This window comes from Mucilaginibacter sp. MD40, from assembly GCF_002288635.1.
GTDB lineage: Bacteria > Bacteroidota > Bacteroidia > Sphingobacteriales > Sphingobacteriaceae > Mucilaginibacter.
Window position 1 is genome coordinate 1,626,549 of sequence record NZ_NRSW01000001.1, and the last position, 15,964, is coordinate 1,642,512.

The 15,964-nt window shown below is 43.7% G+C and carries 19 protein-coding genes and 1 tRNA gene; 4 read left to right on the forward strand and 16 right to left on the reverse strand.

Features of this window, described 5'->3' with window-relative positions; all coding sequences use genetic code 11:
* The 3 genes from CKK33_RS07355 to CKK33_RS07365 form a co-directional block, all read right to left on the reverse strand.
* On the reverse strand, positions 1–453 hold the full coding sequence (locus CKK33_RS07355; RefSeq protein WP_095703490.1) for an RDD family protein: 453 nt from the start codon (positions 451–453) through the stop codon (positions 1–3).
* Positions 454–485: 32 nt separating this feature from the next.
* Positions 486–2,012: a bifunctional GNAT family N-acetyltransferase/carbon-nitrogen hydrolase family protein gene (locus CKK33_RS07360; RefSeq protein WP_095703491.1), complete on the reverse strand. Its 1,527-nt coding sequence runs from the start codon at positions 2,010–2,012 to the stop codon at positions 486–488.
* Positions 2,013–2,083: 71 nt separating this feature from the next.
* Positions 2,084–2,455, reverse strand: a complete 372-nt coding sequence (locus CKK33_RS07365) for a MauE/DoxX family redox-associated membrane protein (protein WP_095705777.1) — start codon at positions 2,453–2,455, stop codon at positions 2,084–2,086.
* 165 nt (positions 2,456–2,620) lie between these two features.
* Here CKK33_RS07365 and hemA point away from each other — a divergent pair, with 165 nt between their 5' ends.
* On the forward strand, positions 2,621–3,844 hold the full coding sequence (hemA, locus tag CKK33_RS07370; protein WP_095703492.1) for a glutamyl-tRNA reductase: 1,224 nt from the start codon (positions 2,621–2,623) through the stop codon (positions 3,842–3,844).
* A gap of 77 nt (positions 3,845–3,921) precedes the next feature.
* On the opposite strand, the gene CKK33_RS07375 is transcribed toward hemA, so the two are convergent.
* Entirely contained in the window at positions 3,922–4,260 is a 339-nt protein-coding gene (locus tag CKK33_RS07375) for a zinc ribbon domain-containing protein YjdM (protein WP_095703493.1), read from the reverse strand.
* Positions 4,261–4,308: 48 nt separating this feature from the next.
* Positions 4,309–4,890: a hypothetical protein gene (locus tag CKK33_RS07380; protein ID WP_095703494.1), complete on the reverse strand. Its 582-nt coding sequence runs from the start codon at positions 4,888–4,890 to the stop codon at positions 4,309–4,311.
* A 373-nt stretch (positions 4,891–5,263) separates the two neighbouring features.
* Here CKK33_RS07380 and CKK33_RS19885 point away from each other — a divergent pair, with 373 nt between their 5' ends.
* A complete protein-coding gene (locus CKK33_RS19885) occupies positions 5,264–5,437 on the forward strand; it encodes a DUF4932 domain-containing protein (protein WP_369803590.1) in 174 nt (57 codons plus the stop codon).
* Between the two features lie 170 nt (positions 5,438–5,607).
* Here CKK33_RS19885 and CKK33_RS07385 read toward each other — a convergent pair.
* A tRNA-Asn gene (locus tag CKK33_RS07385) sits at positions 5,608–5,681 on the reverse strand.
* A gap of 86 nt (positions 5,682–5,767) precedes the next feature.
* On the opposite strand from CKK33_RS07385, the gene CKK33_RS07390 reads away from it, so the two are divergent.
* Positions 5,768–6,682: a PfkB family carbohydrate kinase gene (locus CKK33_RS07390; protein WP_095705778.1), complete on the forward strand. Its 915-nt coding sequence runs from the start codon at positions 5,768–5,770 to the stop codon at positions 6,680–6,682.
* A gap of 138 nt (positions 6,683–6,820) precedes the next feature.
* Here the strand turns inward: CKK33_RS07390 and CKK33_RS07395 are convergent, their stop codons facing one another.
* From CKK33_RS07395 to CKK33_RS07410, 4 genes are all read right to left on the reverse strand, one after another.
* Positions 6,821–7,819, reverse strand: coding sequence for an ABC transporter ATP-binding protein (locus CKK33_RS07395; RefSeq protein WP_095703495.1), 999 nt, complete (start codon positions 7,817–7,819; stop codon positions 6,821–6,823).
* Between the two features lie 112 nt (positions 7,820–7,931).
* On the reverse strand, positions 7,932–8,735 hold the full coding sequence (locus CKK33_RS07400; RefSeq protein WP_095703496.1) for an outer membrane beta-barrel protein: 804 nt from the start codon (positions 8,733–8,735) through the stop codon (positions 7,932–7,934).
* 19 nt (positions 8,736–8,754) lie between these two features.
* Positions 8,755–9,534 carry a hypothetical protein gene (locus CKK33_RS07405; protein WP_095703497.1) on the reverse strand — a complete coding sequence of 260 codons (780 nt, stop codon included), beginning with the start codon at positions 9,532–9,534 and terminating at the stop codon, positions 8,755–8,757.
* Complete coding sequence (locus tag CKK33_RS07410; protein WP_369803542.1) at positions 9,518–10,093, reverse strand: RNA polymerase sigma factor; 576 nt, start codon at positions 10,091–10,093, stop codon at positions 9,518–9,520. The genes CKK33_RS07405 and CKK33_RS07410 overlap by 17 nt, the downstream gene beginning before the upstream one ends.
* Positions 10,094–10,197: 104 nt before the next feature.
* Between CKK33_RS07410 and CKK33_RS07415 the strand changes: the two genes are divergently transcribed.
* A complete protein-coding gene (locus tag CKK33_RS07415) occupies positions 10,198–10,716 on the forward strand; it encodes a hypothetical protein (protein ID WP_095703498.1) in 519 nt (172 codons plus the stop codon).
* On the opposite strand, the gene CKK33_RS07420 is transcribed toward CKK33_RS07415, so the two are convergent.
* The 6 genes from CKK33_RS07420 to hemL form a co-directional block, all read right to left on the reverse strand.
* A complete protein-coding gene (locus CKK33_RS07420; protein WP_095703499.1) occupies positions 10,700–11,236 on the reverse strand; it encodes a CopD family protein in 537 nt (178 codons plus the stop codon). The two genes, CKK33_RS07415 and CKK33_RS07420, sit on opposite strands and share 17 nt — an antisense overlap.
* Positions 11,237–11,311: 75 nt before the next feature.
* Positions 11,312–12,337 carry a uroporphyrinogen decarboxylase gene (hemE, locus tag CKK33_RS07425; protein ID WP_095703500.1) on the reverse strand — a complete coding sequence of 342 codons (1,026 nt, stop codon included), beginning with the start codon at positions 12,335–12,337 and terminating at the stop codon, positions 11,312–11,314.
* Between the two features lie 91 nt (positions 12,338–12,428).
* Positions 12,429–12,950: a tol-pal system YbgF family protein gene (locus CKK33_RS07430; protein WP_095703501.1), complete on the reverse strand. Its 522-nt coding sequence runs from the start codon at positions 12,948–12,950 to the stop codon at positions 12,429–12,431.
* Between the two features lie 9 nt (positions 12,951–12,959).
* Positions 12,960–13,667 (reverse strand): response regulator transcription factor, encoded by a 708-nt coding sequence (locus CKK33_RS07435; RefSeq protein WP_095703502.1) that lies wholly within the window; start codon positions 13,665–13,667, stop codon positions 12,960–12,962.
* Between the two features lie 15 nt (positions 13,668–13,682).
* Positions 13,683–14,552: a sensor histidine kinase KdpD gene (locus CKK33_RS07440; RefSeq protein WP_095705780.1), complete on the reverse strand. Its 870-nt coding sequence runs from the start codon at positions 14,550–14,552 to the stop codon at positions 13,683–13,685.
* An 85-nt stretch (positions 14,553–14,637) separates the two neighbouring features.
* On the reverse strand, positions 14,638–15,945 hold the full coding sequence (gene hemL, locus CKK33_RS07445; protein ID WP_095703503.1) for a glutamate-1-semialdehyde 2,1-aminomutase: 1,308 nt from the start codon (positions 15,943–15,945) through the stop codon (positions 14,638–14,640).
* Positions 15,946–15,964: the final 19 nt, after the last annotated feature.

The following is a 15,964-nucleotide window of genomic DNA, read 5'->3' on the forward strand; positions in this document are numbered from 1 at the left end:
TTAAAATTCAATTTCTTTAACAGTAATATCTGATGATTTTAAAACTACAGTATCTGCCCATAGATCTCCAAGACGCTGATGTTTTGGTGTCTTAACAATTGTAATTAAAGCTGGAATGCCATAAAAAAATATATCAATAGTGTCCAGTAATCTCCGTTTTAAAACATCACTGTATCCCGGCTTTCTGCCGTCAGTTTTAAATACTTTGAGTTTCATTATATCATGTCCGGGCGTGCAGCTATTTGCTGCCTCCAAAACAACAAAATATAAGAGCCAAAATGCTATTAAAGGTAATGCCATAAGGTTATGTACAGTATATTTACCAGGACTGCTATTATCACCAAAGGTGTAAATGTAGACCCCAAATATCAAGCTATAGATCCCGTAATCAATTACGGTAGCGGCAATTCTTTGTAGTAAGTAAGGTTTAGGGTTTATAATATACAATTTCATATCGCAAAATATGAAAATATTGCTCAACGATCCTACACTTTCTTCCCGTTAAAAGTGATGCCGTATAGATCGGTACGTCGGTCTTTCAGGTTTTGTACACTGCCATACTCATGTAGTTCGCCCAAAATGGATAAGTCCACATCCGCTATCACGATCATCTCGCTGTTTGGCGTAGCTTCAGATTGGATGCCGTTGGTAGGAAAACCAAAATCTGATGGGGTAAACACCGCCGACTGCGCATAGGATATATCCATGTTGTTTACATTGGGCAGGTTGCCTACACAGCCGGCAATGGCTACGTAACACTCATTTTCCACCGCGCGTGCCTGCGCGCAAAATTTAACCCTGTTGTAGCCGTTCTGCGTATCAGTAAGGAAAGGTACAAACAATATCTGCATGTCCTGGCTGGCCAATATGCGCGATAGCTCCGGGAACTCCACATCATAGCATATCAGGATGCCTATCTTGCCGGCATCGGTATCAAATACCCGCAGGTCATTACCGCCACGCATGCCCCATGAGCTTATCTCAGATGGGGTAGGGTGTATCTTCACGCTCTCTTCCATGCTGCCATTGCGCCGAAACAGGTATGATACGTTGTACAGGTGCTCACCCTCTATTTTAGGCATGCTGCCCGCAATGATATTTACATTGTATGATACTGCAAGCTTTGAGAATGCCTCCACAATGGGCTCGGTATATTTAGCCAGTTCGCGCATGGCCTTGGCCGCATCCATATGGTTGTATTCGGCCATTAGCGGCGTGTTGAACAGCTCGGGGAATAAAATAAAATCAGACTGGTAATCGCTCACCGCGTCAACAAAGTATTCGGCGTGCTTCATTAATTCGCTGATGTTGTTGTACGGGCGCATTTGCCATTGTACCAACCCTATACGAACAACTGTTTTGTGATTGATAACCGAGCTTACCTCCTCATAGTAAACATTGTTCCACTCTATCAGCGTAGCAAATCCTTTTGAGCGGGCGTCCTCGGGTAGGTAGTTACGCAGTATCTTACGTACGTGAAAATCATTTGCCAACTGGAACGAAAGCGTAGGGTCGTATATCTCCTTATACTTTACTTTGTCAATATACTGGCGAGGTGTAAGGTCATTCTGGAATTTTTGGTAGTTGGGTATGCGGCCTCCTGCAATGATGCTTTTAAGGTTGAGCTTTTCGCACAAAGCCTTCCGTGCCTCATATAAACGGCGGGCCAGGCGAAGGCCACGGTATTTGGGGTGTACAAATATTTCAATGCCGTAAAGCACGTCGCCTTTATCATCATGTGTTTTAAAAGAACCGCCCGCGGTTATCTGCTTATAAGTATGGTTATCGCCGTATTTATCATAGTTAACAATAATACTTAAAGCGCAGCCTACTACTTCGCCGTTTACGGTAACACAGATCTGCCCCTCGGGAAAAAGCTTAATGAGTTTTTTAATGGAGCCCGAATCCCAGTAGTCTTCATCCATATCCAGGTAAGCCGACTTCATAGATTTTTTAAGCTCCTGGTAGTCCTGTGCTTCCAGGTTGCGCAATTCAATACTTTGCAGATCCATAGTGCCTTTTTAACCCATTTTTAAGCCGATTGTTTTATTTAGGGTTTGATTGGCTTAACATGAAACGCTGCTTATTTTCGGTGCCACCAAGCCCAAAGCATAAGCACGGGTTGTAAGAACAGCCTTATCCATGCCAGAGCTGGTGTTACGTGTACTGAGCCAATCTGCATGGGTGCGTGTATAAGCATAGTGATGTGTACCGGAAGAAAAGCGGCTAAAAGGATTATTAAACCCCACGAGGCAACCTTGCGGGTTGCCGGCCGTATCATCAATAATGCTAATATTATTTCCAATATCCCGGCCAGGTAATTGGCAGCAATGGGAGCCGGAATGTAGTGTGGAATAATGCTGATGTAACCTTGCGGATGCACAAAATGGTTGATGCCGGCAAGCAGGTACAATAGCACCAAAATAACGAGGCTGATGTTTTTAAATATTCGCATTTTATGTTGTTCAATCGATTGATTAACGATGAATTTTATAAAAATACGCAATTTTATTGCGGAAAATGCATTATTTATAACCATTCTAAATACGTCTGTTTGACAAATAATTGACATTGCATCCAAAGGGGTGTGTTACTTTTGTTGGGTTAAAAAGAAACTGCTTTGGAGTATTTAAAAGTTATCGCTTTTACACATAAACAGATCGAGCTGAAAGAACTGGGGAAGTTGGTGATTTGCCAGGAAAACTTAACTGACAGGCTTCGGGCAGTGAAAGAACGTTTCGCTATCAACGAGATCTTCTACCTGGCTACCTGTAACCGTGTTGAGTTTGTGATGGCCTCCAAACAACCGCTCAGCCGTGAGTTTGCCGAAACTTTTTTAGCCGCTATGCATGTTGGCCTTTGCCCGCATGTAACCAAAACTTTTCTTGATGCCGCCTCTATTTATGAAGGTCGCGAAGCACTTGTTCATCTTTTACGTACTTCATGCTCTCTTGAAAGCCTGGTGGTGGGTGAGAAAGAAATACTGGCCCAGTTACGCAAGGCATATGAAGATTGCCGTGAGGCAGGCCTCACCGGAGATAAGTTACGTTTGGTAATGGAATGTGTAGTTAAAGCCGCTAAAGAGGTTTATACGCACACTAATATATCCCGTAACCCAATTTCGGTGGTATCATTGGCTTACCGTAAGCTGAAAGATCTTAAACTTTGCTCAAACGCGCGCATCCTGATCATTGGCGCGGGCGAAACCAACCGTAATATCTCTAAATACCTGCAAAAACATAAGTTCTCTAATTTCGCGGTGTTTAACCGTACACTGTCTAAAGCACAGCAATTGGCGGCTGATCTTAACGGCGAGGCATTTGAGCTTACCGATCTTGCCAATTATCATAAAGGCTTTGATGCTATTATTACCTGTACATCAGCGGTTGAGCCTATTATTACCCCCGAAATATACACTTCACTTCTGAACGGCGAAACCGGTAAAAAAACCATTGTTGACCTGGCTATCCCTAATGATACCGCGCCCGAAGTACTGGAACAGTTTGATGTGAACTTTATTGAGGTACATTCACTTAACGAGGTAGCTAAAAAGAACCTGCAGGAACGTTACCACGAACTGGTGCATGCGGAAGCGATAATTGAGCAAAATATTGCTGAATATGGCGTAATGCTTAAACAGCGTAAAATTGAGCTGGCTATGCGCCAGGTTCCTGAAAAGATCAAAGAGATACGCAATAACGCTGTTAACACTGTATTTGCCGATGAGGTACAAGGCCTTGATGAAGAATCTCGCGCCGTGCTCGAAAAAGTGATCAACTATATGGAAAAGAAATATATCAGCGTGCCCATGATCATGGCCAAGGATATATTGATTAACAGCTAATAGTAATGAATTGACCATTTCTGGCCAACTCACATTTCCTCAAGTTTTTCTTCCAATAACCGGTATAAACATACCCGTCAGGCTTTCTTTACAAATTCTGATTTTAAAGCCATTGCGCCAAATCCGTCTATTTTGCAATCGATATTATGGTCGCTATCCACCAGGCGGATGTTTTTAACCTTGGTGCCGGCCTTTATACTTTGTGACGAACCTTTAACAGGCAGATTTTTAATGGTGATCACACTGTCGCCATTGTTGAGGATATTACCGTTGGCATCTTTTACTACAAAACCTTCGTCGGATGTTTGGGTATCTTCCTGGTTCCACTCGTGGCCGCATTCAGGGCAAACCAGCAGATCGTTCATTTCATAGGTAAAGGCAGATGCGCATTGAGGGCAAGGGGCAAGTTCGGTCATGGCGGCAAATTTACTAAAATAGCCGCACAACCGTATGCACAGTTTTGGTTAGCTAATTACACGGCGTGCCTTTAATATCATATTTATGCCGTAGCAGGTAGTAGCCAGGGCCAAACCTACACCTGTAAACACAATCATCGGCATTTTATTTAGCACGTGGTTAAGTGTAAACATAATGGCCAGTACGGCGATAAGGGTGCTCCATGCGCCGATGTAATAATCCATCTTTCTTTCAAATACCTTAGCTAAAGGGAAAAAGTGTAAGCCAACCGCCAACGCTATGGCGGGCACCTGTAGTTCCGGGTGGTGCAGATTAACCACAATGTTAACCGCCAGAAATATTCCGATACCCTCTCCGGCACAAATGATCATGAACCATTTTTCTTTTTTCTTTACTTCAGCCTCATTAACGGGCGCATCAGATACGGGTAAAGTGGGAGCGATTCTTCTGATAAGAAAAATGTAATAAACAAAGCCTATACAGGGTATCACAAAAATACTTAACAGCCATTCATAAGGCAATCCATTAAATCCGTAAAACGCTATGCCAGCCCAAACCAATGTAAACATGGTCATGAGTGTTAAACCGGATATGGTTTGTTTAGCGGTTTCGGTGGTTATGGAGTTCATTTGATATGCCGTTAATTTCTGCACTAAAGCTAATAAAAAACATTATTAATGAACTGATAGAGACTTGATTTGCAGCGTGTTTTTTTGGATTTAATGACAGCGACTTTTTTGGAATTTATCAAAGCTTCTTTTTTGTTATCAATTATGGCCAGTATCTCGCTTACGCGATGACAAGCGTTTGTACCTTGAGAGATATAAGGATACATTTTACCTGAAGACATATAAAGTTTAGTTGATGTAACGTTTTATATGGCGAAGCGTCTTAAAGTCGATATGAAATACTTTTGCCTGTTCCTTTTTTGTTTGTTGCTTTATCTGTAACCCTGTTAAAAGTCAAAAACCGGCTTCTGTTGCCGGCTTAGGCGCACCCGTAATTGACGAGCGTGTTGAATTGGTTTGTATTGCAGCAAGGCTGGCCGAATTTGAGGAATACACTAACGAATACGATAAGTCTTACGTTCAGGATATTCATCAATACTTCGATAAGTTTAAAAACCATCCCTTAATTAAAGTTTACCCGCAGCGAATAAGCAATCACGCTTATTGATTTCTGCATGACTACCGGATTCTCAAATCGGAACATGGTCTTGATCCCGAAAGCGTGCTCATTAAAATGTAAGGCTCGCTTGTATACTTTTCATCGCCAGTAATTTAAAATCAAGTGAAATAGGGATAAAAAAGAAAGGCAAGCGACCGATTTCTCGTGCTTGCCTTTTGCTCCTGAGGCTGGGCTCGAACCAGCGACCCTCTGATTAACAGTCAGATGCTCTAACCGGCTGAGCTACTCAGGAGTATTTCCCGGTTTGGAGTGTGCAAAAGTATGATTTCTGATGTAATTTCACAATATTTGCACAAAAAAATTTTAAAAATATTTTACATGAGTTTGTTAGTCATTGGTACTGTGGCGTTTGACGCAATTGAAACACCTTTTGGTAAAACCGATAAAATAGTTGGAGGCGCCGCTACCTACGCGAGTTTGGCCGCTTCTTACTTCTACAATAAAACAAAGATCATTGCTGTAGTAGGCGACGACTTCCCGCAAGAGGATATTGAGAGTTTCAATGAGCACCATATTGATACCGAAGGCTTGCAGGTTAAAAAAGGGGAGAATTCATTTTTCTGGAGTGGAAAGTACCATAATGATATGAACAGCCGCGATACACTGGTAACAGAGCTAAACGTACTGGCTGATTTTGACCCCATCATCCCGGAAAGCTACCAGGATTGCGAATACCTGATGCTGGGTAACCTAACTCCACAGATACAGCAAACGGTAATTAAACGGCTTAAAAACCGCCCTAAACTAATTGTAATGGACACCATGAACTTTTGGATGGACATTGCCATGGACGACCTGCTGCAGACCATTAAAATGGTAGATGTTTTAACCATTAATGATGCGGAAGCGCGCCAGCTATCAGGCGAGTACTCGCTGGTGAAGGCGGCGCGTAAAATATTAACGCTTGGCCCAAAATACCTCATCATTAAAAAAGGGGAGCATGGCGCTTTATTGTTCCATGAGAACCATATCTTCTCGGCACCTGCATTACCATTGGCCGAGGTTTTTGACCCTACCGGCGCAGGCGATACCTTCGCGGGCGGTTTCATCGGCTACATGGCTAAAGTAGGTACTATCAACTTCAACAACATGAAGAACGCCATTATCTTCGGCTCGGCGCTTGCTTCGTTCTGTGTAGAGAAATTCGGTACCGAAAAGTTAAAGAACTTAACACCACAAGAGGTAAATGAACGCGTACAGCAGTTTGTAGAGCTGTCGTCGTTTGAGATATAACCATTTTAATGTGCAGATTACAGATGCGCAGATATGCAAATTAAGCCGCCTTATCTGTGATCTGCACTTTTTACGCATTGCAGGGCATTAGAATGTTATGGCATTTGCAGATCTGTAATCCGCACATTTGCACATCTTCTAATACTCCAGCCATTTCTTAACTTTGATGCCTACTACATCGCCCTCTTTATAAGCATCAGGCTCATTATTTACTGCACGGAGAATCACACCATTGCTTTCCAGTATCAGGTCTTCATAAGCGCCTTTAAATAGCACTTCTTTCACCAGCCACTCATTCGTTTTAAGCATGGTAGTAACGCGTATCCACTCGGGGTATATTACAACGGTTGCCGAATGTGTATTAATACCACATAATTTGGCTTCATCGGCAGTAAGGATATTGCAATTGGTAAGTAACTCTGCAGTGTATAAGTTTTGCGGATGGTTGTAGAGTTCCTTCGGATGCCCGGTTTCTACTATCTTACCTTGCTTCAGCACTACCAGTACCTCGGCCATGGAAAGTACCTCGGCCGGGTCATGCGATACCATAATTACCGTTAGTCCGGTTTGCTTAACAATCTGCCTGATATCGTGTTGTAAGCCCTCTCTAAACGAGGTATCTACCTGGTTAAAGGGTTCATCGAGCAATAAAACCTGCGGCCGGGTGATGATAGCTCTTGCAATGGCTACACGTTGCTTTTCGCCGCCACTAAGGTCGGCCACGCGTTTTAGCGAGAGGTGCATCATGTTCAACTGGCGCAGCACCTGTTCCGTTTTTTCTTCTTTGGCCTGTACGTTGGTGTTAGGCAGCATAGCCGAAACATTGTCCCAAACGCGGGCAAATAAGTTCAGATCATCGGTGTGCTGTGTTACCATTTTCATGGCATCATGGCCGGGTATCAGCTTTTCTTCCGGGCCCCAAACACGTTCGCCATTGAAAGTGACGGTACCGCTATCAGGGGATAGCAGGCCGTACAGCAGGCGTAACAGGGTGCTTTTGCCACTACCACTTTCGCCTATAATAGCGGTTATTTTACCCGGTGTAACATCCAATGAGATATTGCTCACGCCCGACTGTACCGCCCCTCCGTATGATCTGCTTACTGCATCTGCCCGTAAAAATATTTCGTTAGCCATTAAGGCCAAAGATACGTATTAGCAGCACTTTGAAGATTTTGATTTAAGCGTAAGCAAAAAGGGATTCTCATCATAATGAAAATCCCTCAGTTGTGTATTTTAAATGGCTTGCTTACCAGCCCACGCTCATACCGAAGTTAAACTGCCTCAGGCCGTCCTGCGCGGGGCTGTTATCAAACATATTGTTGAAATAATACTTGGCAAACATCCCTATAGAGCCATAACCTACGCGCAATGCCGCGCCATACCTTACTTTAGCGAAATGGTAATCGCCGGTAAGTTTGGTATCGCCCTGTTTGCTTTCCTGCTTAAGGCTGCTGCTGATGCGGATACCAAGATCTGGCCCGGCCACAAAATGGAAGCGGCGTCCGTCCGCATCATCATGTGTACGGAAGTCAAACGAGATAGGTATACGGATATAAGTAGCCGAAAGTCGGTTCTTGCTATAGTCAACATCATCCTGTGTGTAGGTAAGTGTTGGCTGCCCGCGCTGTATGGTGATGTTATTGCGCAGGCGCAGATTGGTCCAATCGAAACCACCGGCAATGTACACCCTGAAAGCGCTGTTAAAGCGGTAGCCCATTTGCAGCACATCAAAGCCTATGCTGCTGCTGCGCCACGAGCGGTAGCTCAGGAAGCTATTGGCAGGCGAGAGGGTAAAGCTGCCGTTATCATTCAAAGTAGTTAAGCCGATATCAAAACGGGTAAACGTAAGCCCGAAGGAAAAGCCAGGTGCTTTTGACACGGTATGCGTAGTATCGTTAATATTTACCTGCGCTACATCGTCACCAAAACCCAGGCGGATGCGTGTGCGGCGTGTTTTGGTTGTATCGGTTTTAACGGTATCGGTATTGTTTTGCGCGAACAGCGTAGTTGCTGCCAGGCATATGGTTAAGGTTAATAAAAGGCGTTTCATGTTATAAGGTAATTAAAAATCAACGATCTTGTTTTTTTATTTTAATGAAACCAAGGTTAAGGCCTGTAACGCTTGGCTCATCTTCATCTTTGCTTGAAAATTCTATCAGTTTATCTTTCCGTTTATCTATTTTACTCACTACAGCGTTAAGCAGATCGCCAATGCCCCGTATTTTGTGTTTACGTACAGGAGCGGCTGCAAAGGTTTTGTTTTCGGCTGATTTGCTTGCTGCCAGGTTTTCGGCGGTAGGGCCTGTCAGGCTTGTTTTATCCAACAAAGGTGTGCTTTTATCAGGAACGGTAAATTTAATAGCGGGCGTTTTGGGTAAAGCTACCTGTGCCAGGCGTGTTGTTTCAATACCGTTACTATCCGGTTGTTGTTCGGCAATCACCGACTTTGGATTAGGCAATGTTAACTGATTGTGCGCTATATGTCTGTGTGCAGCAACTGGCTTCGCTTTAGCTATCGTCACTTTTTCCGGTACAATCACTTGTGCTAAAACGGGTTGCTTTGCTGCAGGTTCAGCAACACGTGTTTCTTTGGCAGGCTTCTTTTTTATAGGCTGTAGGCCTGCAAACTGTTGCGTTTTTACCGGTTTGTCTACAATTAAATAAACACCTATGGTAAGCATCACCAGCACAGCGGCCGCGATGCTTAAATATACGCGCAGGTTGGTTTGGCGCTTTGGCGCATCCAAGCCATTAGCTATGCTTCTCCACGCCCCTCGTGATGGCTCAACCGATAACTGGCTAAGCTTATCACTAAATAACTGGTCGAGCTCTTTATCCTGCATACTCATATCTTTTACTATCTAATTTTAAGATCTGTTCTTTTAATATAGTCCTCGCTCTTGACAACTGCGATTTTGACGCCCCTTCTGTTATGCCCATTATTCCGGCTATCTCTTTGTGCGAATAGCCATCAATGGCATACAGGTTAAATACCATACGGTAACCGGGCGCCAGTGTTTTTATCAGCTCCAGCAAATCCTTAGCTTCGAGACTGCTGGCTGCCGTTGCGTTCACAGCAGGTTCTTCATGGCCGGTTTCGTTAATATCTACCACCTGCAGCATTTTATGATGCCTGCGCAGGTATTCAATAGCGCTGTGTACCATAATGCGCCTTACCCAACCCTCAAAAGAGCCATCACCGCGGTAATCTGCAATCTTGGCAAACACCTTGATAAAACCGTTCTGTAGCATATCTTCGGCCTCCATACGGTCGGTAGCGTAGCGCATGCATACGCCCAGCATTTTAGAGGCAAACTGCTTGTACAGCTGCTCCTGCGCTTTGCGCTGACCGGCTATGCATCGGCTTACCAGTTCGTTAATCGTGTGCTTAGGTTCCAAAAACATCATTTATTACTAAGATGTGGGGTTTGATGTTTTGGTTGCATGGGTTGGTGAAAAAATAGTATTTTAAGCCAATAATTTTCGTCGTGTAAGATCTAATCTGAGGTTAAATGACAAGGCTCTTTATTTCATTATTTATTTTACTTTATAGTTCCGCGTACTCACAAAGTGTAAATCCAAGCGTTAAAAAGGTAATAAAAATTTTAAAGTCGAATATAGATCAATCATCTAAAAATAGCATAAGCGTAGGCTCGGGAGAATGGTTAATTTGTAATGATGATAGTGCATTTTTCAAAAAAGACACTTTAAAACTTTACAACAACATTAACTTTTTTTATCAGCAAAGTAAATGTTGTGATTTTATTGGATGGACATTTTACAAAACAAGCGCTTTCGTACAATCCAATCTGCAGATATGTAAAGAACCAAGTTCAAGATCAACTCGCACCGATTATTACAAAGCCAAGATGTTTTATAAAAAAGGAAGCACTTATTTGCTGATTAGCAAGTTAAATGATTTAACAAAATCATTTAAAATCATCAATATAAATACCATACACTTAGCGCAGGGTAATCAAGCTACAGTTGTTACATTAAGACGATTGACCGCAGCTATCTCTTCTCCCTAAACCGTTTATAGATCTTAACGGCCATCATCAGGATGATGCTGAAAGCAATGATGCCTACCACGCCAAATATCCAGTTTAACGCGCTTTTAAGCACCACCAGGAAAACGATGGCAAAGAGGATAATGGTAGCCAGTTCGTTCCATAAACGGAGCTGGGTAGATGTCCAGGTGAATTTGCCACGGGCCATCTGTTTCATTTTATTCTGGCAAATGAAATGATAAACCAGCAACCCCACCACAAACAACAGTTTAATGATCAGCCAGCCCGGCCATATCATGTACCACTTGTGCAGGTGTATCATTAAAGCACCGGCAATTACTACCAGGTACATACTGGGCGTAGTGATGATCCACCATAGTTTGCGTTCCATCACTTCAAACTGTTCGGAAAGGATGGTGCGTGCAGGCTCTGGTTTTTCCTGCGCCTCGGTGTGGTAAATAAACAGGCGTACCATGTAGAACAGCCCTGCCATCCAGCAGACTACAAAAATGATATGTATGGCTAAAACGTATTGGTACATACCCCCTCCGCCCCCTAAAGGGGGAACTTTGATTGTTATTTCGATTGCCTCCTGCTCCCCTTCAGGGGCGGGGGCTTAATATCTAAATTCTTTTATCACTTCAACCGCGTATTTCACGTTATCGAACGGAATATCAGGCATAATGCCGTGGCCGAGGTTGAAGATAAAACCTTCCTGGCCGCGCATACGCTCAAACAGGCGATGGATGCGGTCTTTGATCACCGATTTATCAGCGTAAAGGATATGTGGGTCAAGGTTGCCCTGCACGGCTATGCCTTTTGGTAACCTGTTCTTCATATCCAGCAGGTCCACATTCCAGTCTATAGAGATCACATCCGGTTTAGCTTCGGCTATCAACGGCGCGAATACTGAGCTGCCCTTGCAGAACGATATTACCGGAATATCCTTGCGGTTTAGCTTACTGATGATCTCCTGTATGTAACGGTGAGAAAATTCGGTATAATCATCCCATGATAATGCCTGCGCCCAGCTATCGAATATCTGGATGGCATTTACACCCGCTGCAATTTGCAGGTTAAGGTAATCAGCAGTAACGGTAGCTATTTTTGACAATAACTGATGAGCAAGCTCAGGCTGGTTATGCAGCATCAGCTTGGTTAATTTAAAGTCTTTTGACGACCCGCCCTCAACCAGGTAACTCATTACCGTAAACGGTGCACCAGCGAAACCGATCAAAGGTATGCTGCCGTTTAAGCGCTGCTGGATTACTTTGATGGCATCAGCAACATATTGCAGCCTGTCGCCTACATTAGTTTCCAGTGCATCCACATCTGCCTGGGTACGCACAGGGTTGGCAAACTTAGGGCCCACGCCTGCGGTAAAACTCAGGTCGCCGCCCATGGCCTCACCCGTAACCAGGATATCAGAGAACAATATGGCTGCATCAATCCCTAACAGATCAACTGGGAGCATGGTGACATCGGCAGCTATTTCCGGTGTTTTGCACATCTCCAGGAACGAGTATTTGTTTTTGATTTCCCAATACTCAGGCATAAAACGGCCTGCCTGGCGCATCATCCACACGGGTGGTCGTTCAGTTTTCTCTGAAAAAGCGGCTTTTATAAATAACGAATCTTTCATTTGTTTTGGAGAGTCAAGAATCAAGAGCCAAGAATCAAGACAAAATCCCTTTCGATGTCTTGACTCTTGATTCTAATATCTTGGTTCTATTTTAGTGCTTTTGTATTTCCTGCCTCACTTTCAGGATCACGTCCTTCATTTTGGCAGATATGGTATCTTTATGTTTATCAGTTAATTGCAGGTACGCTTTAGCTTTATCATAGTTGCCTTTACGCACGTTGATATTGGCAACGTGCACCAAAGCCGCTACATGGTCGTTAGCGTTCCTGAGCGGAAATAACGCGGCCAGCTCGTAATGCTTTTCGGCCTCGTCAAAATCCTGCTTTTGCAGGCATACGCCCCCGTATATAAATTCATAAAAGCCCCGGCGGTTCTTGCTCAGCATTTCAGGATTATAAACCTGTTGCAGCAAATCCTCGGCTTTAGCATATTCTTTATTATGAAAAGCCTTTGCCGCCAGTACAATGGTACCCTGTTTAAAATAACCCCATATCAGCAGGCCCACAAACATCAGTGCTACGGCTGCTAACTGGTATACCTGGTACCTGATAGCGAAAGCCATCAGTATAATAAACATCCCTGCCACTAATATCCTTGCCCTGTTTGTAAACATGCAATACGATTAGTGGTTATCGGTAAACTTGTAACCTACCCCACGTATAGAGTGGAAATAAACCGGGTTTTTTGGATCCGGTTCAAAATACTTACGGAAGGTAAGGATGAAGTTATCGATGGTACGGGTGGACGGGTAAACGTCATAGTTCCAAACGGTTTCCAATATCTGCTCGCGCGATACGGCTTCGTTACGGCGCTCAATAAGCAGCTTTAAAAGCATAGTTTCCTTTTTGGTAAGAGGAGTAATGCTACCATCATCATTCATCAGTTCAAAAGAGTTGAAATGAATGGTTTTGTCGCCAATTTTATAGCTGTTGAACTCTTTGAGGTCTTCGCCTTTTAAACTGCGTTTAATGAGGTTATTAACACGCAATATCAGTTCTTCCAGGTTGAAAGGTTTGGTGAGGTAATCATCCGCGCCTTTTTTAAGGCCCGATATTTTATCCTCATTGGTATTCTTTGCGGTGAGGAACATGATAGGTACCTCCGAATTCTCCAGCCTAATGGTTTCTGCAACCACAAAGCCGTCAATCTCGGGCATCATCACATCCAGTATCACCAGGTTAAAACGTTCCTCTTTAAATATCTGGAGGGCTTTTTTACCGTTATTGGCTGTGGTAACTTTATATCCTTCCAGCTCAAGGTTTAACTTAATAGCTTCTAACAAGTGTTCCTCGTCTTCGGCCAGCAAAATTCTTTTTTTAGTGGGTGTCATATCTTACGAATAGGTTTATGCAAAAACAACTTCAAAAATACTTCCGGCAGGGCGGTTATCCTTAACTTTTATACTGGCCTGGTGCTTATCTAATACCTCTTTAACAATGTATAAGCCCAATCCGGTACCTTTTGTATTACGTGTATCTTCGCTGCCTACACGATAGAACCTTTCAAATATGCGATTTTTCTCGGTATCTGCTATCCCAATACCATGGTCGGCCACCTGGAAGATAACGCGGCTGTCTTTTTCAAACAGTTTTACAAATACAGTTTCGCATGGACTGGAATATTTTACCGCGTTCTCGATCAAATTGGTTACTACAGATGTTAGGGCAAACTTATCACCGGTTATTTTAATATTAGGTTCAATTTCCGCAGCAATGATCTGCTGGTTGCAATCGCATTTGCTTATCTGCAAACGGTTAACAATACTATCTACCAATACCGACAGATTGAATTCCGCTTTGGGGAAACTGTATGAGCGGTTTTCAATTTTGGCCGCCAGCAGCATGTTCTCTACCATATCGTCCAGCCGCTCCACATCTAAAAGCGACTTATCAATGAAGTTGAGTATCTGCTCCCGGTTAAGGTCGCGTTTTTGAATAGTTTGCAGCAATATTTTGATAGAGGCTAATGGCGATTTAAGCTCATGTGTAACAGAAAGCAGGAAGTTCTTTTTCTGCTCATGCAGTTTAGCCTCTTTGTTAAGCGATTTATGAAGAAAATAGGCGCCTACCAAAAACACCATAATAAACATCATGCCCTCGCCCATGATCATGCCTTTACGGCTCGGGTTAAGGTTTACCAGCATATAACCCCACCAAACCAGTTCGGCAATGGCGTAGATAATAATGGCATAAAATATTACAAGTGTCTTTTTCATTAGCGTGCAGTTTTCAGTCCTCAGTTGGCAGTTATTTGTTTGCAGATTGCTTTGGTGCAAACCGCGCACTGCCTGCTACTTACCACTATTTAAAAACAATATCTAAACTATCAAATATAGCGGTTTTTGTTGTTTCCAGATCAGCGGTGGTATGTGCCGATGATATAAAGCCAACTTCGTAACCTGATGGGCCCATGTAAACGCCGCGGTTAAGTAATTCGCGGTGCATTTCTTTGAACTTCACCATGCTGTTAGGGTCAATCTGTTCAGCGGTGCTGATGCTTTCCTGATCTGTAAACGCGAACCAGAATATAGAGCCGATAGTGAATAGCTTAACCGGATAACCTTTGCCATCAGCGTATTGCCTGATATCGTTTACAAAGGCAGTTGTAGTGGCATTTAAGCTTTCATAAAAGCCTGGTTTTAGCAACTGGCTTAATTGCGCGATACCCGCAGCCATAGCAACCGGGTTGCCCGATAGCGTACCTGCCTGGTATACCGAACCTACAGGCGATATATGATCCATTACTTCAGCCGAAGCACCGTAAGCACCAACCGGTAAACCACCACCAATGATCTTACCATAGGTAATAATATCGGGCTGGATACCATAAACACCTGCCGCACCTTCAAAGCCTACCCGGAAGCCGGAGATCACTTCGTCAAATATAAGCAGTGTGCCATTTTGGGTACAGATATCCCGCAGGTATTGCAGATACTCCCGGCTTTGTAAAAGCAGGCCATTATTGGCCGGGATAGGCTCGATGATAACGGCAGCGATCTGGTCTTTAAACTCCGCGAATGCGTTGTCTAAAGCGTTGGTATCATCTAACGAAACCACAATGGTTTCATTAGCGAAAGCCACAGGCACACCTGCAGATGAGGTTTCACCAAAGGTAACCAGGCCCGAACCTGCCTTAACCAGCAAGCTATCTGAATGCCCGTGGTAGCAGCCTTCAAACTTTAAGATCTTATCGCGTTTGGTATAACCGCGCGCCAACCTGATGGCCGACATTACCGCCTCGGTGCCTGAACTGGTAAAGCGGATCTTTTTAATGAATTTATTGTTACTAAGGATCAGTTCGGCCAGCTCATTCTCCAGCGCGGTTGGCGCACCGAAAGACATGCCCTTTTGCATTACTTCGGTAACCTTTTCGAGTGTGTTAGGGTTTGCGTGACCTAAAATAAGCGGCCCCCAAGAGCAGCAAAAATCAATAAACTCGTTGCCATCCGCATCCCAAATATGGCTGCCATTGCCTTTTTCAATAAACAACGGCGTACCGTAAACAGATTTAAATGCCCTAACCGGTGAGTTTACCCCACCAGGGAAATAGGTTTTAGCTTTCTCGTACAGTTCGGCAGATTTGGCTCTGCTGATATCTTTTATACTCATCTTATTTGGCCCCCTCTAA